This is a genomic window from Echinicola pacifica DSM 19836 (assembly GCF_000373245.1).
GTDB classification, from domain to species: Bacteria; Bacteroidota; Bacteroidia; order Cytophagales; family Cyclobacteriaceae; genus Echinicola; species Echinicola pacifica.
This window is the reverse complement of record NZ_KB890739.1, coordinates 290793-313830: the sequence shown is the minus strand read 5'-3', so window position 1 is coordinate 313830 and position 23038 is coordinate 290793. Positions and strand designations below refer to the sequence as shown.

Annotated in this window: 19 protein-coding genes; 2 read left to right on the top strand and 17 right to left on the bottom strand. The window is 43.5% G+C overall.

Annotation, left to right across the window (positions count from 1 at the left end; all coding sequences use genetic code 11):
* The first annotated feature begins 375 nt into the window (after positions 1-375).
* Positions 376-894, top strand: coding sequence for an FKBP-type peptidyl-prolyl cis-trans isomerase (locus B050_RS0105835; protein WP_018472958.1), 519 nt, complete (start codon positions 376-378; stop codon positions 892-894).
* Positions 895-1156: 262 nt separating this feature from the next.
* Here B050_RS0105835 and B050_RS0105830 read toward each other — a convergent pair whose 3' ends face one another.
* Genes B050_RS0105830 through B050_RS0105810 form a run of 5 tightly spaced genes read right to left on the bottom strand, consistent with a single transcriptional unit; the run spans position 1157 to position 5448 of the window.
* Positions 1157-2113 (bottom strand): ABC transporter ATP-binding protein, encoded by a 957-nt coding sequence (locus tag B050_RS0105830; protein ID WP_018472957.1) that lies wholly within the window; start codon positions 2111-2113, stop codon positions 1157-1159.
* Complete coding sequence (locus tag B050_RS0105825; RefSeq protein WP_018472956.1) at positions 2110-2460, bottom strand: MmcQ/YjbR family DNA-binding protein; 351 nt, start codon at positions 2458-2460, stop codon at positions 2110-2112. Before B050_RS0105825 ends, B050_RS0105830 begins: the two co-directional genes overlap by 4 nt.
* 34 nt (positions 2461-2494) lie before the next feature.
* Positions 2495-2686: a DUF6728 family protein gene (locus B050_RS0105820; protein WP_018472955.1), complete on the bottom strand. Its 192-nt coding sequence runs from the start codon at positions 2684-2686 to the stop codon at positions 2495-2497.
* A 57-nt stretch (positions 2687-2743) separates the two neighbouring features.
* Entirely contained in the window at positions 2744-4732 is a 1989-nt protein-coding gene (gene ispG / locus B050_RS0105815) for a (E)-4-hydroxy-3-methylbut-2-enyl-diphosphate synthase (RefSeq protein ID WP_018472954.1), read from the bottom strand.
* Between the two features lie 11 nt (positions 4733-4743).
* Positions 4744-5448 (bottom strand): SDR family oxidoreductase, encoded by a 705-nt coding sequence (locus tag B050_RS0105810; RefSeq protein ID WP_018472953.1) that lies wholly within the window; start codon positions 5446-5448, stop codon positions 4744-4746.
* A gap of 749 nt (positions 5449-6197) precedes the next feature.
* Here B050_RS0105810 and B050_RS0105805 point away from each other — a divergent pair.
* Positions 6198-6584 (top strand): hypothetical protein, encoded by a 387-nt coding sequence (locus B050_RS0105805; protein ID WP_044201868.1) that lies wholly within the window; start codon positions 6198-6200, stop codon positions 6582-6584.
* Between the two features lie 532 nt (positions 6585-7116).
* On the opposite strand, the gene B050_RS0105800 is transcribed toward B050_RS0105805, so the two are convergent.
* The 12 genes from B050_RS0105800 to B050_RS0105745 all read right to left on the bottom strand — a co-directional run bounded on the left by B050_RS0105800 (position 7117) and on the right by B050_RS0105745 (position 23021).
* Entirely contained in the window at positions 7117-8256 is a 1140-nt protein-coding gene (locus B050_RS0105800; RefSeq protein ID WP_018472951.1) for a glycoside hydrolase family 10 protein, read from the bottom strand.
* Between the two features lie 295 nt (positions 8257-8551).
* On the bottom strand, positions 8552-12034 hold the full coding sequence (locus tag B050_RS0105795) for a hypothetical protein (protein WP_026235671.1): 3483 nt from the start codon (positions 12032-12034) through the stop codon (positions 8552-8554).
* A 36-nt stretch (positions 12035-12070) separates the two neighbouring features.
* The gene (locus B050_RS0105790; protein WP_018472949.1) at positions 12071-15751 is read right to left on the bottom strand and encodes a sensor histidine kinase; all 3681 of its coding nucleotides are present in this window, start codon (positions 15749-15751) and stop codon (positions 12071-12073) included.
* Positions 15752-15879: 128 nt separating this feature from the next.
* A complete protein-coding gene (locus tag B050_RS0105785) occupies positions 15880-16125 on the bottom strand; it encodes a hypothetical protein (RefSeq protein WP_018472948.1) in 246 nt (81 codons plus the stop codon).
* 32 nt (positions 16126-16157) lie between these two features.
* Positions 16158-16709, bottom strand: coding sequence for a DUF420 domain-containing protein (locus B050_RS0105780; protein ID WP_018472947.1), 552 nt, complete (start codon positions 16707-16709; stop codon positions 16158-16160).
* Positions 16696-17364, bottom strand: a complete 669-nt coding sequence (locus tag B050_RS0105775) for an SCO family protein (RefSeq protein ID WP_018472946.1) — start codon at positions 17362-17364, stop codon at positions 16696-16698. The genes B050_RS0105780 and B050_RS0105775 overlap by 14 nt, the downstream gene beginning before the upstream one ends.
* A 70-nt stretch (positions 17365-17434) precedes the next feature.
* Entirely contained in the window at positions 17435-17764 is a 330-nt protein-coding gene (locus tag B050_RS0105770) for a cytochrome C oxidase subunit IV family protein (RefSeq protein ID WP_018472945.1), read from the bottom strand.
* Between the two features lie 18 nt (positions 17765-17782).
* Positions 17783-18553, bottom strand: coding sequence for a cytochrome c oxidase subunit 3 (locus tag B050_RS0105765; protein WP_018472944.1), 771 nt, complete (start codon positions 18551-18553; stop codon positions 17783-17785).
* Between the two features lie 26 nt (positions 18554-18579).
* Positions 18580-19161, bottom strand: a complete 582-nt coding sequence (locus B050_RS0105760; protein WP_018472943.1) for a cytochrome c oxidase subunit 3 — start codon at positions 19159-19161, stop codon at positions 18580-18582.
* Positions 19161-20066 (bottom strand): heme o synthase, encoded by a 906-nt coding sequence (gene cyoE, locus B050_RS0105755; protein WP_026235669.1) that lies wholly within the window; start codon positions 20064-20066, stop codon positions 19161-19163. Before cyoE ends, B050_RS0105760 begins: the two co-directional genes overlap by 1 nt.
* Positions 20063-21145 (bottom strand): COX15/CtaA family protein, encoded by a 1083-nt coding sequence (locus tag B050_RS0105750; protein WP_018472941.1) that lies wholly within the window; start codon positions 21143-21145, stop codon positions 20063-20065. Before B050_RS0105750 ends, cyoE begins: the two co-directional genes overlap by 4 nt.
* Complete coding sequence (locus B050_RS0105745) at positions 21126-23021, bottom strand: cytochrome c oxidase subunit I (protein ID WP_018472940.1); 1896 nt, start codon at positions 23019-23021, stop codon at positions 21126-21128. Before B050_RS0105745 ends, B050_RS0105750 begins: the two co-directional genes overlap by 20 nt.
* Between the last annotated feature and the right edge of the window lie 17 nt (positions 23022-23038).

Sequence of the window (23038 nt, the reverse complement as noted above, 5' to 3'; positions counted from 1 at the left end):
TCTTAAAAGGCTGGAAAAATCTCCAGCCTTTTTTTGTTACTAGCTATTCCAGCCTTCAGGCGAAGTGACCTTGATAAACAATCTCTATTTCCATTTGTCAAAACTCCCTCGATTACCGATTCCGAATGGTTGGTTTTGTGGCTTTAGCATTTTTAAGGTACTTCTATTAAGCTTAGCTAATACAGCATAGGCTCTGGCATGGGAATGGGTGCTGACATTATTTTTAGTGTGCCAAATGGAAATCCCCCATAGGAAGAGGTCTCTTAAATTCAGATGAATTAGTATTATATCGAATAAGGAGCGGCCATAATGGTTCCAAAAACTTGGAGGCGGTGAGGGAGTCACTTATATTTGCTTGACACAAAAGAATACACCATGGAAATATCCCAAAACAAGGTCGTTGGCCTCACATATGAATTAAAAGTAAGCAAGGAAGAGGAAGAATCAGCTCCCTTCAGCGTGGAAGTTCGGGACAATGAAGACCCTTTTTACTTTATTTATGGCAATAGTGGCCTGCCAGAGAAATTCGAAACACTGCTCGCCAATAAGCAGCAGGGGGATACGTTCCAGTTTATCCTGGAGGTGGACGAGGCCTATGGTCCTGCCGATGATGAATTGATCGTAGATATCGAAAAAGCACAACTCACTGAAGAGCGTGGATTCAAACCCGAAATGCTTCAAGAGGGCAACTTCCTACCGCTAGTGGATGAAGATGGCTATCCTATGCAGGCTAAGGTATTGAAAGACCTGGGAGATCAGCTGCTCTTAGATTTTAATCATCCTTTGGTAAGCTTCAAACTGCATTTTGACGGAGAAGTATTGGAAGTTCGTGAAGCCACTGCCGAAGAAATCGCTCATGGCCACGTGCACGGGGTCAATGGACATCAGCATTAAATTCATTTGCATCAGGCAGGTTTTTGCTTTCCTTAGGTACGCCGATAGGGCCGCGCTCTATTATAATTAGGGTAAATTCAATTTCCTGCTAATAAAAAACACATATACCAGGCCACGGGAATACTCGTGGCCTATACCCTAATTATTTTTCGACCTTCCTCCCATCGATCCTATCCCAAAGCGATAGAAACAGGCGGAGCACTACAATAAGAACATCCTTTTTTTGGGCAAAAACCCTTGTTAACAGAAACTAATGGCCTATTTATGCCTTAAACTTCAAAAAATTAGATTCATCAAAATCCAAACCTATCGATTCGCCAATAGTCAGGGCTCGCTGGAAATCGACGATGCGCCATACCTCATCCGCCACTTCCACTTTGAGAAGGTTGTATTGAAGCAAATACTGCTTGCTAAGGACTTTCCCCATTAGCTCGCCCTTGGCGCTTACACGTATATCGATGGGACGAATGAAGGTATTATCCATTTTTGGGATTTTATTCAAGAAACCAAAAAGGCGGGCGACATATTCACTTGCCGGCTGCTCCACCAATTCCTGGGCCTTGCCCTGCTGTACTATTTCGCCTTTTTGAATCACCACCAGGTCTTCGCTCATCAGCATGGCATCCTCCACCTCATGAGTGACAAAGATCACGGTTACCTTAAGTTCTTCAAAGATATCCTTAAGCTCCTCGATCAATATACGCTTCTGAATCACGTCCAGGCTGCTAAAAGGCTCATCCAAAAGGAGCACCTCCGGCTCTATGCTCAATGCCCGGGCAATAGCCACCTTTTGCTGCTGCCCACCGGAGAGCTGACGCGGTTTCTTATTGCGATGGTCCTGCAGCCGTAGCATGGAGAGCAAGGTTTCTGTTCTTTCTTTTTGGTAGGCTTTGTCGTATAATAATAAGGGTCGAGCAATATTCTCCTCCACGGTGGAATTGGGATATAGCTTATACTCCTGATGGATCAACTGGATTTCATCATAGCCCGCCACTAGTTTTTGGTCGGGGTTGAGGATCTTCTGATCTCCCAGATGGACGAGGCCAGCACTTTGGACCTCTAGGCCTGCGATGATCCGTAGGAGTGAGCTCTTACCAGAGCCACTCTCGCCGACCATGGACAGTATCCCTCCTTTGGGAAGTTGGAGGCTGAAGTTTTCCAGTGCCTTATGAGTATTATTATAATGCTTGCTTAGCTCGGTGACCTTCAAAAAACTCATAATCCCAATGCTGCTTTTTGGTTTTTGGATAGACTGGCAAAAACCAGTTCGTAGGAATGATCCACCATTTCTAAGACCCTTGGATCAGGAACATCCGCCCCAAAGGAGACGGTATTCCAATGTTTCTTATTCATATGATAGCCTGGCAGGACCCCATTATACTGTTCCCTAAGCTCTATGGCCCTTTCAGGATCACATTTTAGATTTACACTTTCGAATACTTCAATATTAATAATCGCAAAAATCTTCCCTCCCACCTTAAAACACAAGGTATTCGCATCAAAAGGGGTGTCCTCTGTTGCGGAAGGTTTACTTAAACAGTAATTTCTGAAATACTCAATATCCATAGTGCTATTACTTTTTAAGAGCCGCCAGATTCATTTACATAAATCTTCTTACCAACCAAATGATAAGGGCCCCCATAAATACCAAAATTGATATCTTATTGATCCCATGCATCATTCGTAGGTTAAAATTAGATTTCTGATTTGGGTCAGGTTTCTGAAATACTCGAATGAAGTAATTGCCTACGGCACCCAACTGGAAAAACTCTTTAAATTTATTATCTCCCATGATATGCTAATTTTTATAATAAATGGATTTGGGGCATTTTAAAATGAGCTCAGCAATCTATTCCACCGATTCCGGTTCGATCCACTGGCCACCTTGTCGGATGATCTCAATAAGTTCATCCACTGCTTGCTCCGAAGGCACGGATCTTTTCATGACCTCTTTTCCCTTATAAAGGGTGATTTTTCCTTTGCCCGAACCGACATAGCCATAGTCGGCATCAGCCATTTCTCCCGGGCCATTCACGATGCATCCCATGATACCAATCTTCACCCCTTTCAGGTGATCAGTACGCTGGCGAATCATGGCGGTGGTCTCCTGAAGGTCAAATAAGGTCCTTCCACAGGAAGGGCAAGAGATATATTCCGTCTTAGACATTCGAGTACGAGCGGCCTGAAGCACCCCAAAGCTTACGGAGTTATGCAATTTGACAGTCTCCAACATTTCCTCGCGGCTCTGCTGCCCCTTGGCTTCTAGGCCCAGCATGACGCCATCACCAAGGCCATCGATCAATAAGCCGCCAAGGTCGGTCGCAGCAAATAGCATCGTATGGTCAGCATCTTGCAGTTGATATCCAACTTCGGAAACCACTGGGGCGGTGATTTCATGATTAATCAGAGTAATATAAGCACGCCTCAGGGCGGCCATAGTATGTTTGTTTTTGCTAGACAAGATAATCACCACATCTTTGCGCCCCGCCAAAGCCTTCACGGCAGCCTCTACCTCAACATCTTCTAACTTCAGAAAGTTTATTTTTGAATGGAAGGAGGTGGCGGAGGTAAATTCCTCCAAAGTATAGGCAGGAAGTTTATTTTCATGATCCTCAAGTGCGGTCCAAGCCTTCAGATTGACTATTTCTTTCAGGCCATTGGGCAGCATAAAAGGAATCGGCTGGTCGCCGGAATAGATATAGTCACAGCCCTGGTCATTCATCTTCCACTTATCCAATTCAGGTAAGTAAAAATGCCCCACATTCCTCAGCTCCTTTTCGGTCAACGCTGCGAGAGTGGAGATATCAGTAATTACCCTTGGCACGTTGGCTCCGCCAAAATTAACCACCTCATGAGTCGATCGCTTTTGGTATTCATAAGGATTTAGAGGATAGTGAGTCAAATCCCGAATGGGGGCATGTCCAGGTCTGACCGTATAGCGATCCACCAAAGCACGCGCTACGGGAGCCTCCAGCTCTGGATCCTCCGTCAAGGAAACCCTTACGGTGTCCCCAAGTCCATCCTCAAGCAAGGTACCAATGCCCACGGCCGACTTCACCCTACCATCTTCACCATCACCCGCTTCTGTCACTCCTAAGTGCAGGGGATAAGGCTTAAACCCACCTTCATCCAGCTTTTGCACCAGCAGACGATAGGCTTGCACCATCACCTGAGTATTGGAAGATTTCATAGAGATGACGATATCATGGTAGTTTTCGTCCTCACAGATTCTCAGAAATTCCAATGCTGACTCCACCATCCCTAAGGGGGTATCGCCATATCTGCTCATGATCCGATCAGACAGGGACCCGTGGTTTGTACCGATACGCATGGCGGTACCATGCTCCTTGCAGATATTCACCAAGGGCAAAAAGCGCTCGCGAATCCGGTCCAGCTCCGCTTGATAGCTTTCATCGGTATATTCTATTTCTTCAAATTTTTTCTTGTCTGCATAATTTCCCGGATTGATGCGGACTTTTTCGACAATCTGCGCGGCAATCTCCGCGGCGTTTGGGGTGAAATGGATGTCCGCCACTAAGGGAACATGGTATCCCCGCTTAGCCAATCCGGCTTTTATATTTCTAAGATTCTCCGCCTCCTTGATGCTGGGAGCCGTAATACGGATCAATTCACAGCCACTTTCGATCATGCGGATGCACTCCTCTATGGAGCCCTCCGTATCCATGGTGTCTTTGGTCGTCATGGACTGCACCACGATCGGATGCTCACCACCTATATACAGCCCGCCCACTTTCACTGGAATGGTCCTGCGGCGTGAATAGCGAATTAAACTATCACAATAATTCAATGTATTTATATTCGAATCTTTAAGTTCCATCGTAATTTCAATTATAAATCTCCTAATTGAGGCCTGATCACTATCTCTTCAACAACAGAATGGGCAGAAAGGTTATAGGCTGACCAAACTGACTCGGCGACATCCGTCGCTTTCATAAATCGCTCCTCCGGGATATCCACTCCTTCCCAGCTGGCCGTAAAAGTAGCACCGGGCAGCACAGAAGTCACCTTGATACCAAAAGGCATAAGCTCCTGGCGCAGACACTTGGTCATCCCTAGCATGGCCCATTTTGAAATGGCATAACTGCCCCCATTGGCGTAGGCTGTAAGACCCGCGATAGAGCCAATGGAGAATACATGCCCCGACTTACGCGCTATCATCTCCTGAGCAAAGGCACGCAGCAAATAATAAGCACTGTATAAATTGGTCTGCATCATCAGCTCCAGGTTTCCATCGGGTTCGTCATGGATCGCTCCAGGTAGAAACACCCCCGTATTATTTACCAATACATCAGGAATAAATACCGCCTTCACCGCTTGCGAAAAGGCAATTACCTCCTCCTTCTTAGACAAGTCCGCCACCTTGGTATGTATCCTGACCTCAGGAAAATCACTCCTTATTTCCTCCGCCAACAGCTTCAGATCTTCCTCGCTTCTAGAGCAGGTGAAAATCGAAAATCCCTCTCGCGCAAAACGCCTGATGATTTCCTTGCCGATTCCCTTTGTTCCTCCAGTTACTATAATATTTTGGGACATAGTTATGGGTTGCTATTTAGGCCACTAAATCCAGAAACACTCCCGAAAAAAGCACTTGGCCACTGATTTACCTTAATCAATTGTTCCTTTAAATAATTAGTATGACAACTAATTATACGTTTACAAAGTTACAGATTTTTCCACGAATCACTATTATCCAATTCAATCGTTTCTATTATCAAATAAACATAATGACCACTTGCCAATGGTCCCATATCCTTCTGATATTCCTGTACTTAGTATCTTCCTCAGAAATAAACAGAGCTATTTCCAAGAATATAGAACCTATGCTCCCCATAGTTTTAGAAATATAAACACCTTACTCTAGCACGGCCTTATCTCTACCCCTTTATAGGGAAATCCCCATTCTGGTTAGAACCTTATCCATTGCTAGTAATCGCAATGTCAAGCCTATCTTTTTTAGCTCATCAGAGAACTAATCCGCGAGTAGGGCCAGCTTATGCAAGTCTAAAATAGCATCAAGCCAACACCATTCCATTGCCTAAATCAAACCTGGGAATGGAAGAACAGACTAAATCCACAATCTAAGCCTGGCTATTCTTACCATTTTACCTCCTAAAACAAGTAACAAAAACCTATTATAACCACCTTACAACCTACTCACTATCAGGACTTTGTGATTTGTCAATATTTTCCCGATCATTGCTATTAAATAAAAATCTGTAGCTGATAAAATGTGCTGTGGAGGAATAAACTGAACTTTTTATTGACTTACAACTAAAAAAAATATGAGACTGATTATCATTTCAATGGCAATCCTATGTTTTTCCTGCATTTCAGGAAATGAAGACAGGAATCCGGAAATCAATTTTAAAGCAAATAGTACTACTGGAGAAGTTTTACTGTACGTTCTGACCACAGATTACTCACAAAATAGGGTTATCGACTCTCTGGTTATTCATCTCCCCGAAAATGGTACAACCATAAATCAAAAGTGGAAGCCAAACTTAGGTACTGGTGATGGTCATATAATCTGTGGATTAGTTGACAACAAAGATATTCGGGACACGGTGGCTTATTACAGAGTATCTTACCCGGGCGCCATGATCCATAGGGACTTTACAATCACCACCTATTTGGATAAAATCAGCGTCCAGGCGGATAATTTCAAATAAATGAAAACAACTCTAACCATAGGTTTCTATTAATATGCATTTGGTGGTGGCTTATCAGTTGAATTTCCAGAATTTAATTCAAAGAACACACCGGTAATTGAGGTGAAGTGATTTCTGCTTCGGAGCATGGGATTGCTTTACTCCTCCTCCATCCCATCCTCATAGGTGATTATAAAGGATTATAGGGCTGGATTAAAGGTTTGGATGGGTAAGTAGCTATTCCCCGGTGCTTATAGCCTAGCATTTTAGCTAATCACTATTGGCCAATTGGCTCTGCCAAAACCACACGAGCACATGAGGAAATCGCCTTCGATATTCATAGGAAAATACGTCCATTCACTAATGGATATGATTTAAGAATCAAAAAGAGTATAAAAAAAAAGAGATGGCAAAAGCCATCTCTTTCTATTTCGACTACTCTAACTATTAGTAGAAGGAATCACTTTGGTTCTCTAGAAAATCATCATCAAAAATAAGGAGACTATAAACCTATTAGACCAGAAGTCTCTCAGGCCTTGCGCCTTGATTATGATTACTTCGTCGGATAAATGGCCTTCTTAAGCTCTACCCAATGCTCATCAGTCATACGACCCGGAGTAAATAGGCAAATGCCTGTTGCGCCATTGTCCATAGATTCTTTAATGGCCGCACCAAGTTCACTTGGCAGAAGACCATGACCTTCAGGATCGGCTATTTCAGCTTTCTTTTCAGGGTTAGGGCAGATAAATAAGCCACTAAATATTGGGCGCTCACCGTTTACCGATGCTACTTCTTCCTTGGTAATCTCACCAATCCACTTGGTGTCCTCCAGATAGAAGTCATTATAGTTCATTGGGAATACAGCATCCAGGTTCCATTTGTCCCACTCCTGACGCACCAATTTCATGGCTACGGAATGTGGCCCAGGAAATACTGCCGCATTGATTTCTTTTCCTTCTGCATGCACGACATCCGCGAGACGATTCACGATGCTAGTGATAAGGTCATATCGGTATTGCTTCCATTCCTGCACCTGGGTAGCATCCTCTACAGTCTTGATGTCTATGCCAGTTTTCTCTTTGAAATCACCTGTACAGTCATCACAATAGCAATAATCAAACTGAGGAAATTCCTGGTCCATAGTTAAGCCATATTTATCCCAAAGGCCTCTAGCCAGGATCACATCAGGGAAACGGATATAATCCAAATGAATGGCATCTACCTCTTCCACTTGAGCGACTTTGGTGTACATATTTTTAAGGAAATTATACGTTCCCTCTTTGTTTGGACACAAGAAAGTATAATGAGCCACATAGGCTGGCTTCTCCAATGCTGACTCTCCATTTCGGTTTACCGCATACCACTCTGCCTTCAGCTCGTCCGTCTTATGCTGCACCATGGTAGGAATCCAAGCATGAAAACCAAGCCCTAATTCCTTGGCAATTTTGCCTACTTTCTTATAATCTTCCGGATGATGGCCACCATTATACATCAATGCATCGATGCCATGCTCCTTAAATTCGGTAAACTTCTCTCTGATCTCTTCTTCTGATTTGTCATTAAATCCGCCCATCCATGCATGCACAGGGATTTTGGCCGCTACCTTCTCTTCAGTACCGGTTTGCTGCTCTTTATTGCCTGAGCAACTGGCTAGTAATAAAACAGCCATTAATAAAGTAAGTGCTTTTTTCATAATTCAGTAAAGGGTTATCGGTCTCTGTAAAAACGTCCTACAAATCCATTAAATGATATCAATGGAAATGCATTTGATAAAATTAAAAAATTTTCACCATCATCAAATGACTTTCTATATTTTTTTATATATCTATTTGGCTGATTAATGAAATATCTTGTGTCCCAATTCATAAATGAGGATAAAGTGAGAAATCTCATCACATTTAAGCCCAACCCATTAGCTGAAGGACAGTATACTAAATTAGGATTGCTAAGCCCCGTATTTCAAGGCGACATGGAGTTTTTGGCTGCGTTTAAAAAAGAGCAGAAACCTGCATTCTCCCGGTGTGGACCACCTTATCTAAGCCTTCTGAGTTTCTCCCCTCATAGGCAAGGTTCATTTGCAAACCCTCCCCTATGCGCTGCACCCAATTGAGCATCCAGGAGACATTGCTGCCATTGGTCAGGGCATTGAGCATTTCATAGCCCACCGGGGTATTGGCAAGGCCATTATAATCGATTCGCGTAAATTTTAGCTGTGCATTTAAGGTGGTTTTGATTGCCTTGGCATACCTCATCTCCAAACCTAGCTCATGCAGATTTGCCCTTTCATCATATTCTATATTCTCTATATTTTGCTTATGCGAATACTGATATTTCACCGCCGTTCGGAAGATGGAGGAGAGCTGCCAGGTGATCTCAGGCCCGGTTCCCACTTGGTGTATTTCATAATTCCTATTATCCAAAAAATCAGAGGAGGTAGATCTTCGGCCCTGCTCCAGCAGCCATCGCAAACTTAAATTGGTAGCGGCATTATAGCGTGTATTGAGGCGCCAGGCACTACGTCGGTCCTGCTCAAAACCCCCTGTCAACAGTTGTTTATTTTCATTAAGGCTGAAGTTAAAATCCATCCCGAATACTGGAGAGGTCCGATTATAAAATAGAGAAGAGCGAAATAGCCCAATGAGAGACACCAAATCCTCCTCCGCTATTCCCGCTGCCCAAGGGCTAATCCTTTGCCAAAAATCCTCTGCCGTAATCTTCTTCTCTACATTCCAAACGGTAGTATTGGAGAATTTGGAGAGGAATTTCTTAAGTCCCTTCTCGGCACTCCACTGGGAAGGAAAGCCCGCATTGAGCCGGAAATTAAACAAGCTTTTATAAGCCTGAATATACTCATCCGTGGGGGTAAACACTTTAATATAGTTTTTCTCCTCCGGGTTTACGGCAAGATAGAACTCTCCCAATTGCTGCAGTCCATCGCCATTATCATCTCTCCAAGTGTGCGTCCCCTCCCCTGTGGGCACGAGCAGATAGACAAATTCACGCTTCAACTCCTGACCATTGCCTATAGCATAATTCAGCTCGGTGCGCAGGGCATTGTCCCATAGAGAGCCGCTATAATCCAGCCTGCCCATCACCGTCGTCTCCACGGCATTCTCCATCTGCAATTGCTCCAGCCGCCTATAGGTAAATGTCCCTTTCAGCTGATGTAAACCCATATTTTTCTGAAGACTATAGTTGGTGGTGAAGGCCTTGGTGTCATCCACCAGCTGACCTCCGATGGGCCTACGGTCTTCGCGCCAACTAGCGTCTGCCAAAAACCGATAAGTCAGGGTGTCATTTGAGCTAATAAAAATGCGGTGTGCGCTATAATTAATCGCACTATAAAACACCGAATCGGTCTCCGTATAGGTTTCCCTGTTTCGATCTACCTCATACCGATACCCGGGAACCAGCACCTTGGAGCGATATTCGATTTGGCCATAATACCTTTTCCATGTATTTTCGGTTTGCAAGCCACTGGTGTTTAGCAGAAACACCTGTTGGGAGGTTTGGAATCTTCCAGCCAGCCGCTCCCGAATAGAAAGCTCCTGCTGAACACCCTGAAGTTGCTCCTCCCGGTTTCTATACTGGAACTGATAGTTCCACGCATTATCCCTGTCTTTTTCTATCCCTAGCCCGGCCTTTGCCAGTTTTTCACTTTGGGGCAACTCCAGCTGGTCAGGACTCAGCCCCCAGTCCCGATCAAACTCTATATAGCGATACCTATCAATGAATTGGAAGTTGGTAGAGTTATACTCCATTTCGGTGAAACCCTTCAGTTTATAATCGCTTAGTTTACCGCCAAGGCTTCTACCTTCAGAAATAAAGCCCCCTTTGGCGCCAAAGCCCTTATTATCCTCATTCCCCAATTCAGAAAAAAGGTTCAGATCCTGATTAGAGCTCGCTAGCTCTGCATACACTTTCTCGTATTTGGATAGTTTCACCTCTGTACCAGCGGTAAACATTTGCTTCTTATTAGGGGCAGGTAGCTGCGCAAAAAGCGTATAGTCCCCTTGCAAGATGCCATTTTGAGGAGGCACAAATTCATAAACCACTCCATTGGCAAGCTGCTCTTTCCGGCGATAATTACCCCTTCCTTGTCCCACTTCTGAGAAGCTGACTTCAAAGTGGGCCTCCTGTGGATCGGTAGAATATTCGTAATAGAGAATCTCTTGCCCTAAAGTATTGGTATAAACCTGCTTTTGGTAAAGAATGCGCTGAGAAGTAAAGGCGACACTATCTACCCGGGGGATAAGAGCCCTATCCAGTTGATCACCGACGGAAGCCAAAAGCACCTTATCTGCATCAGAATATTCTGTAAATAGAGGCCTGTTTTTATTGTCTTGTTCCTTATAATAATTGAAATAAAAGGCGAGGTTATCACGCTCCTGTCGATGGCTAGCGGTGATAATGGATCTGGAAAAATTCCTTTCTGCATATTCATAATCCACCCTCAAGCGAGAGTACTGAGTGACCACCACATTACTGGTGAAGGTGATCTGCCCTTGATTATAATCAATGATATAATCCTGATTATACCCTCTGCTGAGAAGCTTCCCATCTAAGAATACTCGTTCTGAATTGGCCATTATGATGATATACTTTTCGCCGGAGGGACCGGGGATACGGTACGGGCCGAGCACCCCTTCCTTCACTTCCAGTTGTACAGAGTTAAACTTTCCCTTGGCGATGGATGCGCCTATCTCTGTTCTGGCTTTCCATTGTTCGTTGACTTTATAGTCGGTGGAGACATGCAGTCCCTGGACATTTTTATAGTACTTCAGAAATAAGGACTGGGGCTGGCGCAAAACGACATCTCCGGCCTTGAGACTCATATTATCATTATACAATTCAATGAGTACATTATCGAAATCCTGAACCTGCTGGGTGTTCCCCTGAGGCTGAAAGGGGACATTTTGATCGGTTATGGAAGCCCTCACATTCAGGTTATCCGCGAGTTCCCCTTCCATCTGGAGATTTAGGGAGGAGTTGACAAATACATTTTGGGTATTGCCAAAGGAAATTCCCCGGGTCAGGCTGCCAGCTTTATTGAGTTTGCCCGATGGAAAAATCTCCTCGCTGAAGTCAATCATCTGATCACTGACCTCCTGCACCGCCTTGAAATAGGCCATGGAATCATAATGTTCCTCTAGGGTACGATGGGCGATGGGTTTGGCAAAATTGATAGGAAAAGTCTGATAGCAGATCTGCAAGGAATCTGGTAAAATCTGCGCAGTCTTGCTAATGGATTTAATATTAATTTTTCCCGATTGGCTATCATAAGTCCAATGGAGGCCTACGCTATCGGCAAGGCTGATGGAAGCTTGTATGACGGTGAGGGAATCCAGCACTTGCTCATATTCCTGCTGATGAGGAGCTGGGAATATCCATTTGCAGGTTTGCTCCTGCGCCTGAGAGGTAAGACTTAGAAAAATCAATATGCACAGCAGCGCCATCCCTACTGTATGCATTGACTTATATTTAGTCTTACCCGTCATGAATATTCATTATGCAGGATCCTGTCCGGAGTGGATAATAGGGAAAGCCAGAAAGAAAGAAGTTCCTATTTCCATTTGGGTATCAAACCAAATCTTCCCACCGGCGGTTTCCACCCCACGTTTGGCAATAGCAAGTCCTAGTCCTGAGCCTTCACTTTTGGTACTGAAGTTAGGAATAAAAATCTTTTCCCGCAGGTCTTCGGCGATACCTATCCCATTATCTTTCACTTCCAGCTGTATCCAGCCGTTATTTTCACTGAGGAACACATTGATTTCTGCGGGTTTCTCCTCGGGAACGGCTTGGATGCCATTGATTATAAGATTGGAAATCACCCTACCAAAGAGCTTATCGTCACCCATCACGGTAATGGGGCCGTTTGCCTGGTTATGAAGGAGCACTTTTCCACGTTCGTGGTTATTGAAGAGCTCTACGGCTTTGACCACCACTGCCTCGAAGTCCATCAATTCATTTTTAGGCAGAGGCATTTTGGCGAAGGTAGAAAAGGAGGTGGCGATATCACTAAGAGTATCCACCTGGTGGATCAGGTTATTAATAGGCCGCTTAAGTTTGGACAAATCATCCAGACGTCCCTCCGCCTGCAATCGCAGCAGATGCTGTAAGGTCAGCTTCATCGGAGTAAGTGGGTTCTTAATCTCATGGGCCACCTGCTTGGCCATTTCCCTCCAAGCAGATTCCTTCTCGTTTTTGGCTAGCACCTTACGGCTGCCTTCCAGCTTAAAGAGCATATTATTATACTCACTGACCAAGAGGCCAATTTCGTCTTTTACCGGCCAGTACATCGGCTCATTATCTTCTAGATTAGTTGATTTCAGCTTTTGGGTCAATAGCTGGAAGGGATCAGTCAACCTCTTGGACACAAAGTAAGAGACGATGAGGAAGATAATGAAGATTCCCACAAAGATATTGATGATGGTACTGAACACATCCACGATCAGGACGTTTAGTTCCTCCTCAGCCTCGAAGAATGGAATGGCCACAATGCCAAGAATATTTTGTCGCTTGGTGTCGCGAAGGCTAATATATACGGTCTTATAATTCAGATCACCGACCTTCTCATCGAGGATGATACGGTTATTTTGTTTCTCCAGCATCTCGGCATAGGCCATAGGATGGAGGTATTCTGTCAGCACCTTCTTCTCGAAGATATTTGGCTGGCTCGTAGCCATCAGCTGTCCTTCAGGATTATAAACATTAATATCGGTCACCGTGGTGCCTGACAATTGATAGAGCTCCGCTAAGAAATCATCCCGATCCATAGCCCCTTCCGACTCCTGCTCCAGGTACTCAAAAATATTGTCCTTAATAATGGCCGCTTTATCAAAATACTGCCGATGGAGATCGTCCAAATAGGAATTACTCAGCAGGCCTATGGAGATGGCACTGATTACCAGCATAGGAACGAAGAAGGCGAAATTCAGGTAAAATTGTAGCTTAGTAGCATAATTAAATTGCACCTTATTCAGTCCGTTCAACAGGGCATAGGCCATGATGAATAATAGGGTGCAGGCGATATAGCTTACAAAGAAAAAGGACACATCCGCCAATATATAATTATAAGGATATATTGGGCTAGAGATGATAAGGGTTCGGGAGCCATTTATTACTCCAAAATGATGGAAGTTATTCCTAAAAACCCCCGTGGTATAGAGGTTATTATTGTCCAATAATTCCGCCACATCGGGACTTCGATAATTAAATACGCCAACACTATATTGAAGCACCTCGTCCCGAAACATAGCGTAATCGAAGTTTTTGTCATAGATATCATCGGCGTATTTTTTATCCAAAAGCAATTTTGGAAATACACTTGTGGATTGGATTCTTTGCTGGACGAGCTCCAGCAGGACCGTGCCGATCAGAACCCCTTCACTGCGGAGAGGGATGAAAGTGTAGAATTTATTGCTATTAGCACCTTCATTTCCTTTGACGAAATAGAGATTCCTCACATTGGTAGCATAGTCACTATTGACATACCTATACCTATAGTCATCCAGCTTCAGTTCGCTAGAACGCTGCAGGAGGTCTTCTCCATTGACATTAAATATTTTGATATTGAGATCATATTGGTCAAAGTAATTGGAGATATAGATTTTACGGATTTTCTGAACAATGGCCTCTTTGGACCTTGAAGGGTCTTTCATACGATTTCTGATGAAGATATCACCTTTTACCCGATCCATCACGTCACTCAGGAGGAACTCGGCCATCACATCGTTTTCCATCAGGATTTGGTCGGACAGCTTTACTTTGGAGGTAATTTCCCTCTTACGAAAATCCTGATAAGAGGCGGCACCGGTGATCACGGCCCCCACCAGGCAGCCAAAGAAAAACGTCAGGAAAGTATTTAGCTGCAACTTCAATACATTATCATAAAGCTCAAAGGAGATTATAGCTACCAATAAAATCAGGTGAGCGACATATACTGCCAGATAGATAAAATCCACCCAGGCCAGAGCGACCATAATGGGCACAGAGATGGCCATCAGCACTCTTAGGGCGTAGGCTTTTTTTGCGCGAGCCTTATAAAAAACCAAGTTTAAGGACATCAAGGTAAACAGTAAATATCCCGCCCCACCGAAAAATAAAACCAAAATACTTATGACCTTAAAGTAATCAAATGAAGGAATATCCAGGATATTAAGATTCCACTGGGAGTTATTAGAGATATTGCTGAAAAGCCTAAAGAATAAGAATAAAAACAAGGCTGATAGCACATAAGCGATCACATAAAAGACCCATTGGAAGTACTTCTTCCGCATCTTGGCGAAGGTGACGATGGCTTCTCTTCGCCCGAGCATACTTACCAACATCCCTAATATAACGGCTGAGCAGATGACATTTAGGAATAGGTCGCCCAGGGAAGGATTTAGCAAGGAACTAGCGTAATAAACCGGATCAAACAATGCCACCTCAAAATAATCCTGAGGGAAGTGAAAGGTAAGCATCATCGCCCTCACACTCACCAGGATAAACACCGTGTATATAAGAGCTAGCCGCCTGCGTCCATGGGTCCATAGGCGATAGGCGAAGTCCCCGCCAAGGATAAATACCAGACCAGTAAGCGAAAAGAAAAACAGCAATAAGGCCGTATGAGACTGATGTCCCACGGGCTTGTACCCATCCCTAAGCGAGACCGCAAAGAAGTAAGACCCATCCTTTCCGGTGACCTTATCGTATCCGCCAGAGGGATCTGCGGAGAGTATAAAATTTCCATTGCCAAATACTTCTCCGTTAAATCCAGCATGGAGGTAATCATTATCGATCTCCACCTTATCGTACAGGGAGTAAACCTGTACCAGCCAGTACACTTGATTATTTCGGATAATCTTCCTTACCCTGGAGAAATAGGTACCCTTATCATTATCGATTAGCTGATAGGGCTGGTAATAGGGTCCTGCTTTGATATCCTCAAAACGCGGGATCATGGACACATTGGACCAATAGATCAGTTTGCCGTCGATATTGTATAAATAATAAGGATGCTTACTGCTATAGTTTAGGGTGGAGAAGGAAACTTGCTTTTCGGGTCGATTATTCATTAGAAGACTGATAAAGTCTTCATCAAATTCGTCTGCTACCTGGCGGATTTTGGTTTCAATCTGCTGCAAGCCAAGTTTATGATCATCAGGCGACCCGGAAAAGAAATTAACGGCAAGTACAACTGCCATTAAAACGATCGCAATAACGATAATAAACCTTCTCTTTTTAAGCATAAATCAATTTGTAATAGCCATAAAAGTAAAAAAGCAAAGTCTATTTTCAAACTTTGCTTACTTTTTTGGAGGACATACAAGGATCATACCGAAACCTTGGATTTCCTGGAGTTTCGGTACCATAGAAATCCAATAATGGCAGCCAATAAATAAGGAGCAACAAAGAGATAGAGTATTCCCATATTTAGACTTGCTCCCACGGTGGTATCTCCATTGGCGACGTTGTTTTCCACAGAGGCCCGGCACATGGCACACTGGGCAGAGGCCAGGCTTATGCTCAGGATAAACAGGAAGCTACTTGCTATGAATTTTTTAAGGATACTTTTCATATTAAGGATAACGAAGGCCGTCCGTATATAGTTTAATGAGAATAATAAGGGCTGATCATAAGATAAACGATCACACCAGAGACTGTCACATACAGCCAAATGGGGTAAGCGTATCTCACGATTTTCTTATGTCTCTCCACCATGCGACGTTGGCCATAATAATAGGCGAGCAAAATAGGGAATAGGGCGACAGCCGCTAAAACGATATGGGTCAATAGAATGATATAATACACCGTCCTGATGAAGCCTTCGCCCCCGAAGCTGGTGCTCTCTGCTGCAGCATGATAAATCACATAGGAAACCAAAAATATCGCACCAAGGCCAAAGGCAACGGACATGGATATCTGGTGGGCGGTAATATTCATCTTTTTGATAAAATAAAGCCCAAAGACTAAAGCGATACTTGAGGCAAAATTGATCACCGCATTCATATGAGGAAGGAAATACACCCACTCTTCGGCCAGGTCAATTTTGGATGGCATAAATAATAATACTGCCACCACCACGGGTACCAATACAGATATCACGATGATCAACTTATAGATTCCTTTGTGAGGAACTTCTTCTTCTCTAATTTTTTCCATGAAGCAATATTTTAGTCTCCAAGATCAATAAATCAACATCTTCCCGATTGGTACCACTGTAATAGCCTCTAATTCTCCCCTGAGCATCCACCAGCACGAGTTTATCACTATGGATAAAGTCATCGGGCTGTCCTTTACCATCGATGGTAGGAAGGATAAAGCCACAGCGGGCGAGACCATAAACATCGGATTTGTCTCCATGCAGGAAGTACCATTTGTCCTGCTGGGCTTCATGAAGCTGAGCATATTCAGCCAATACTTTTGGTGTATCGTAATCAGGATCTATGCTAATAGAAAAAAGTTGAATGGTATCTTCATTGCGAAAAACATCCTGCACACGCTCCATCTCCTGGGACATCACCGGACAGATGCTAGGACAGCTGGTAAAGAAAAAATCCACGATGGTGATCTTTCCTTCCATATCCTCACGTCCCACCAGTGAGCTATCCTGAGCGATGTATTCAAAGTCAGGAATATAATGCTGGCCTGTCTGCTGATAATTACAATCCCCAAAGGGATCCTCTACTCCTTGCTCATATAATACAGGAATATCATATTCATTCTCCCCAAAATTGCGAAGAAAAAGGATAATTAGTACTGGCACCATTAGGATACATAACAATACTAAGCCCTGTAATACTCTGACCATCTTCATACCTTACTATAAACAAAAAAGTAGGTAAGAGGTTTCCCCCCAACCTACTTTTTTCATGAAATTCGATTGATTACCAACGATACATAAAGATATCGGCACCTTCCTTAAATAAGGCGATAAGGAGCCACATCAATGTGATAAGTGGTAACATGATGGACCAGAATAACACTTTGGATTCCTCCTTTAAGTGCATAAATTCCATCATGATATAACCAGCTTTTACTATGGTCAGTCCGATGAAGATTGCAAAAAGCAACATTCCTCTTTCCATGGTAAAGGCAAGCAAAAATTCTATTGCGGTGATCACCAGAAGGATCAGTGCCGTTTTCCAGATTTTCTTAATCTTGGCTTTATTTCTTGGAAGTACCTCTAGTGTACTGTGATTTTGATGTGCAGACATAGTAGTAAGATTTTTAAGTTAGACTAGGTAGAAGAAGGTAAATACAAATACCCAAACCAAATCTACAAAGTGCCAATATAAACCGATTTTCTCGACCATTTCATAATGTCCTCTTCTTTCATATATCCCCACTGCAGCTTGGTAAAAAGCCAGGAATAATAATACAACACCGATGGTTACGTGAAATCCGTGGAATCCAGTGATGAAGAAAAACAGCTGAGCAAAAGGTGCCGGGCCGTATTCATTGACATGAAGGTTAGCGCCATAGACCATTTCCGAAACGGTTTTGCCAAAAGTATTGACATAAGTCATCAAGGTACCGCCGTCTGTTCCGTGGATAAAGTGAGACCATTCCCAAGCCTGACATCCCAGGAAAGTCACCCCGCCAAGAATCGTCCAAAGCAACCATTTGGTCACATCTGCACGGTCATTTCTATGGCCAGCTTCCACTGCTAAAACCATAAATACTGAGCTCATGATCAAGATGAAGGTCATAAGACCCACAAAAACCAAGGGAGCATGCACGCCATGTACAAATGGAATAGCATTAAAAATCATTTCTGGAATAGGCCAGTACTCATTGGAGCTGGCAAAATCCGCAACGTGGCCTTCGAAGCCTGGATAACTCACCCTGATCGCACCATAGGTGATCAGGAAAGCAGCAAAAGTAAAGATGTCTGATAGAAGGAAGAACCACATCATTAGTTTTCCGTAGCTGGCCTTTAATGGCTCATTTCCACCATCCCATATTCCTCTCTTGGAATTGATTTCAATAGCAGTCGATGACATATATTCTAGGTTTTAACTTAATATTCTTAATGATTCAACAATAAAAACACAAACAAATAAATCCATAATCCCCCAAGGAAGTGCCAATAAGTAGCACACATCTCCATGGTATTCATTTTCCTGGAGTGGATTTTATATCTAAAGGACGAAATTAATACAATAATCAGAAATATCACACCGCTGATCAAGTGTACTGCATGAAGTCCGGTAAATACATACATAAATGAACCGCCAGGATTGCCCACAAAGTAAACATCTCTCTCCACAAGTGCCTCCCAGCTAAACCATTGCCCTACGAGGAACAGCAGCCCGAGGACGACGGTAATCCCTAACGCAATTTTCAAATTTCCCAATTGGTCATTTTTTGCAGACAAATAAGCCCAATGCATACTGGCACTGCTAAGCAAAATGATCCCTGAGGTGTACCAAAGGATATTAGGAAGGTCATATTCTAACCAGTTCCCCTCACCCTGCCGCACAATAAACGCACTGGTCATCGCCGCAAATATCATTACAACACTTACGATAAATAACCAAAGAGCGAATTTTTTTGGATGCATTGCAATAGGTTGCTCTGCATCCTCTATATAGGCTAATTTCTCTTCCATTACGGTATCTTATCTAATAAGTAAGCAATCTGCACGATGGGCAGGTATAAGAAAGATCCGAACATGATCTTCAATGCCGACTTCCGTGAGCAGTCTCTCATCAGGGAGAAAGTCTGCGCGAGGAATAATACCCCACAGATGGTCACTATAACCGCTGAATTCAGGCCTGTCAATCCAAAATAACTTGGCAGCAAACCTAAAGGCAGCAGAAACAAGGTGTAAATCATAATTTGAATTGCCGTATTGAGGTCCTTACGACCTCCCGAAGGCAATAATTTGAATCCAGCCTTCTTATAATCTTCGTCACTTACCCAAGCAATCGCCCAAAAATGGGGAAACTGCCAGATAAATTGAATTCCAAATATAATCAAAGCCTCATAGGAGATGGTACCCGTTGCGGCAGTCCATCCCAATAATGGAGGCATTGCTCCGGGAATAGCACCTACAAAAACGGCTATGGGTCCTACGCGCTTCAAAGGGGTATAAACAAACACATATAGCACCATGCTGAGAATCCCCAGCCCAGTGGTCAATGGGTTAGTAAATAACCATAATACTGCAATACCCACCACGGCTACCAATGTGGTAAACCAATAAGCTTCATTGACAGATATAATATTCAGAGGAAGAGGCCGGTTTTGTGTCCTTTTCATCAACTTGTCGTAATCTCGCTCCAGGATTTCATTAGCAGCTCCAGAGGCTCCACTGATTAGGAAGCCACCTACCATTAATGCAAAACACTGTCCCCAGGAAAATACCGCACCGCCGTCACCTAGGACAAAACCGAATACTGCCGAAAAGGTCACTAAAGCTGACAAACGGAACTTGATAAGCTCGTAATAGGCTTTTGACCGAATCGATATGCTGTCAAAGAAGGACGCTTCTGATAAATTAAATGTCCTCATGATTTGGATGTATTAAACTCTACTCTTTTTTGATCCCACAATAGTAACATGATCACAAATTGAACCCCGATGATAAGTGAGCCTACCAAAAGGTGAACCGGCTGAAGATACGCTGGAATGCCAAAATAAGCCATACCGACTCCTGACAGAATTTCCAAAAATATCAACAACACTAATACCTGTGACCATTTCAAAACACCAGCTCCCCTTATGGTCTGCTGATACACTCGATATATAAACCAAATATGTATTCCCAATAAGATCAACGAAAATGATCTGTGAATAAGGAAGTCAATTCCCAGGTGGCTGATCCATTCATCTCGAAAGAGATCGCCAAACTGCATGGCTATAATATCTATCTCTTCCCTTACCTGCGTACCCCAGACCACTTGAAGCGTCATCAGCACAAAGCCGACAAGCATCATTCGGAATAAGCTTTGGGAATTAGTTACGGTGCTCTTAATGTCGGTTTTGAGTTTATACGCCCGATAGTGAACGTATAATAGCAAACATACAATAAGTAGTGCTAATAGCATATGCACGGTAATCATCCACTGCAGCAGGTTGGTGGAGACGACTATAGAGCCGATCCAACCTTGAAATATCACCAAAATTAAGTTGGCAAATGACAGAATGAAAAGCCATTTATCTTCCTTGATCAGCTTATAGGAAGCGATCAAAGTAGCGATGACCAGTAGGCCTATCACTGCCCCCACCAGACGATTGAGGTATTCAATCCAGGTTTTGGTAACATTAAACTCCCCTTCCACTAAAATCGATTTGTCTTGCTTAATTTCTTCCGCTTTTTGATCAAAGCCTAAGGAATGTAATAGCTGAACAAACCGTTCGTTTTTCTCTAACCTTTTGTTGAGATATACTTCTTGGTAATCATCGGGAAGCTGCGACACATCCGTTGGAGGCACATAGCTCCCGAAGCATTTTGGCCAGTCGGGGCATCCCATTCCGGAACCGGTGCTTCGCACTATCCCGCCGACCAAAATCAGGAAATAGACAGCGATCGCAGTGATCAAACTGATCCTGCGAAAGCTGCTAATATTTTTAAGATTCTTTTGATTCATTCGCTACAAGAATATCACTACCCTCTTCGGCCATGATTTCTCTTTCAAGTTTCACCTGCTCTGCTTCATGAGGAAGGTTAGATTCAGGAGTAGAAGATAAAGGTACAGTCTGAGGGATAAAATCCTCCTTAGCACCTGGCTTAGAATAATCATAAGGCCATCTGTAAACGGTAGGAATCTCGCCAGGCCAGTTACCATGCCCAGGCTCTAGTGGAGTAGTCCACTCAAGCGTATTAGATCTCCATGGGTTCAGGGAAGCCTTACGTCCTTTATACATACTATAGAAGAAGTTGAATAAGAAGATAAACTGAGCTCCAAAAGTGATGATGGCTGCCACAGACACGAACATATTCAGGTCAGTGTACATATCAGCAAAGTTGAAGTTGGTCCAGCTATAATACCTTCTTGGGAAACCAGCGATACCGATATAGTGCATCGGGAAGAACACCATATAAACCCCTACGAAGGTCAACCAGAAGTGGATATAGCCTAATTTGGCATCCATCATTCGACCAAACATCTTAGGGAACCAGTGATAAATACCCGCCATCAATCCAAAGAATGAAGCAGAACCCATCACAAGGTGGAAGTGAGCTACTACGAAATACGTATCGTGAAGCTGGATATCTACTGCGGAGTTACCAAGGAAAATCCCTGTAAGACCACCGGAGATGAAGAAGGATACCAGACCAATAGAGAACAACATCGCCGGGGTGAAGATCAAGTTACCTCTCCACAAAGTGGTAAGGTAGTTGAACACTTTCACGGCTGAAGGAACTGCAATGATCAGGGTCAGGAACATGAAGATAGATCCCAGGAATGGGTTCATACCAGACACGAACATATGGTGGGCCCATACCACGAAGGATAATACGGTGATACCAAGCATGGAAAGAATCATCGCTTTATACCCAAAGATAGGCTTACGAGAATTCGTGGCAATTACCTCTGAGGTAATCCCCAATGCTGGCAAGAGAACGATATATACTTCAGGGTGACCTAGGAACCAGAACAAATGCTGGAACAATACGGCGCTACCCCCGGTATTTGGAAGAGCCTCCCCGCCGATATAGATATCAGACAGGTAAAAAGAAGTACCAAAACTTCTATCAAATACTAATAATAATGCTGCTGAGAATAATACAGGGAAGGATAGCAAACCGATAATGGCGGTAAGGAAGAAAGACCAGATGGTCAATGGCAACCTGCTAAAAGACATCCCTTTGGTTCTTAGGTTAATCACAGTAGAGATATAATTGATCCCTCCCATAAGCTGGGAAGCGATAAAGAATACCATGGCGACTAACCAAAGGGTCATACCGAGTCCTGAACCTGGGATCGCCTGCTCCAAAGCGGAAAGAGGCGGGTAAATCACCCATCCACCACCAGCAGGGCCAGTCTCGATGAACAGAGAGATAAACATCAAAATCCCAGCAATAAAGAACAGCCAGTAAGAAAGCATATTCATAAAACCAGAGGCCATATCACGGGCTCCAATCTGCAATGGAATCAAATAATTGGAGAAGGTTCCACTAAGTCCTGCGGTAAGTACAAAGAATACCATGATGGTACCATGCATCGTCACCAAAGCGAGGTAGAAGTTAGTGTCCAAAGCACCGGATTCATCGATCCATCCACCAAGGATAGGCTTAAGGAAGGTCATATCCATATCTGGAAAACCTAACTGCAACCTAAAAAGAATAGATAAGAAACCTCCGATTAGCGCCCATACAATACCGGTAACCAAAAATTGCTTACCGATCATTTTATGGTCGGTACTAAAGATATACTTAGTGATAAAATTATCACTATGCTCATGATCGTCGTGATGATCATGAGCTGAAGCACCGTGAGTTGATACGTTAGCTACTGCCATAATTATTTTATTATATC

Bases quoted from the DNA above. Each gene is read 5' to 3' on its own strand.
- B050_RS0105790 (WP_018472949.1), bottom strand. From the start codon at position 15,751: ATGGCAGTTGTACTTGCCGTTAATTTCTTTTCCGGGTCGCCTGATGAT.
- B050_RS0105775 (WP_018472946.1), bottom strand. From the start codon at position 17,364: ATGAAGATGGTCAGAGTATTACAGGGCTTAGTATTGTTATGTATCCTA.
- B050_RS0105745 (WP_018472940.1), bottom strand. From the start codon at position 23,021: ATGGCAGTAGCTAACGTATCAACTCACGGTGCTTCAGCTCATGATCAT.
- B050_RS0105770 (WP_018472945.1), bottom strand. From the start codon at position 17,764: ATGTCTGCACATCAAAATCACAGTACACTAGAGGTACTTCCAAGAAAT.
- B050_RS0105805 (WP_044201868.1), top strand. From the start codon at position 6,198: ATGAGACTGATTATCATTTCAATGGCAATCCTATGTTTTTCCTGCATT.
- B050_RS0105835 (WP_018472958.1), top strand. From the start codon at position 376: ATGGAAATATCCCAAAACAAGGTCGTTGGCCTCACATATGAATTAAAA.
- B050_RS0105750 (WP_018472941.1), bottom strand. From the start codon at position 21,145: ATGAATCAAAAGAATCTTAAAAATATTAGCAGCTTTCGCAGGATCAGT.
- cyoE (WP_026235669.1), bottom strand. From the start codon at position 20,066: ATGAGGACATTTAATTTATCAGAAGCGTCCTTCTTTGACAGCATATCG.
- B050_RS0105810 (WP_018472953.1), bottom strand. From the start codon at position 5,448: ATGTCCCAAAATATTATAGTAACTGGAGGAACAAAGGGAATCGGCAAG.
- B050_RS0105825 (WP_018472956.1), bottom strand. From the start codon at position 2,460: ATGGATATTGAGTATTTCAGAAATTACTGTTTAAGTAAACCTTCCGCA.
- B050_RS0105795 (WP_026235671.1), bottom strand. From the start codon at position 12,034: ATGCATACAGTAGGGATGGCGCTGCTGTGCATATTGATTTTTCTAAGT.
- B050_RS0105765 (WP_018472944.1), bottom strand. From the start codon at position 18,553: ATGTCATCGACTGCTATTGAAATCAATTCCAAGAGAGGAATATGGGAT.
- B050_RS0105760 (WP_018472943.1), bottom strand. From the start codon at position 19,161: ATGGAAGAGAAATTAGCCTATATAGAGGATGCAGAGCAACCTATTGCA.
- B050_RS0105785 (WP_018472948.1), bottom strand. From the start codon at position 16,125: ATGAAAAGTATCCTTAAAAAATTCATAGCAAGTAGCTTCCTGTTTATC.
- B050_RS0105800 (WP_018472951.1), bottom strand. From the start codon at position 8,256: ATGAAAAAAGCACTTACTTTATTAATGGCTGTTTTATTACTAGCCAGT.
- B050_RS0105780 (WP_018472947.1), bottom strand. From the start codon at position 16,709: ATGGAAAAAATTAGAGAAGAAGAAGTTCCTCACAAAGGAATCTATAAG.
- B050_RS0105820 (WP_018472955.1), bottom strand. From the start codon at position 2,686: ATGGGAGATAATAAATTTAAAGAGTTTTTCCAGTTGGGTGCCGTAGGC.
- ispG (WP_018472954.1), bottom strand. From the start codon at position 4,732: ATGGAACTTAAAGATTCGAATATAAATACATTGAATTATTGTGATAGT.
- B050_RS0105830 (WP_018472957.1), bottom strand. From the start codon at position 2,113: ATGAGTTTTTTGAAGGTCACCGAGCTAAGCAAGCATTATAATAATACT.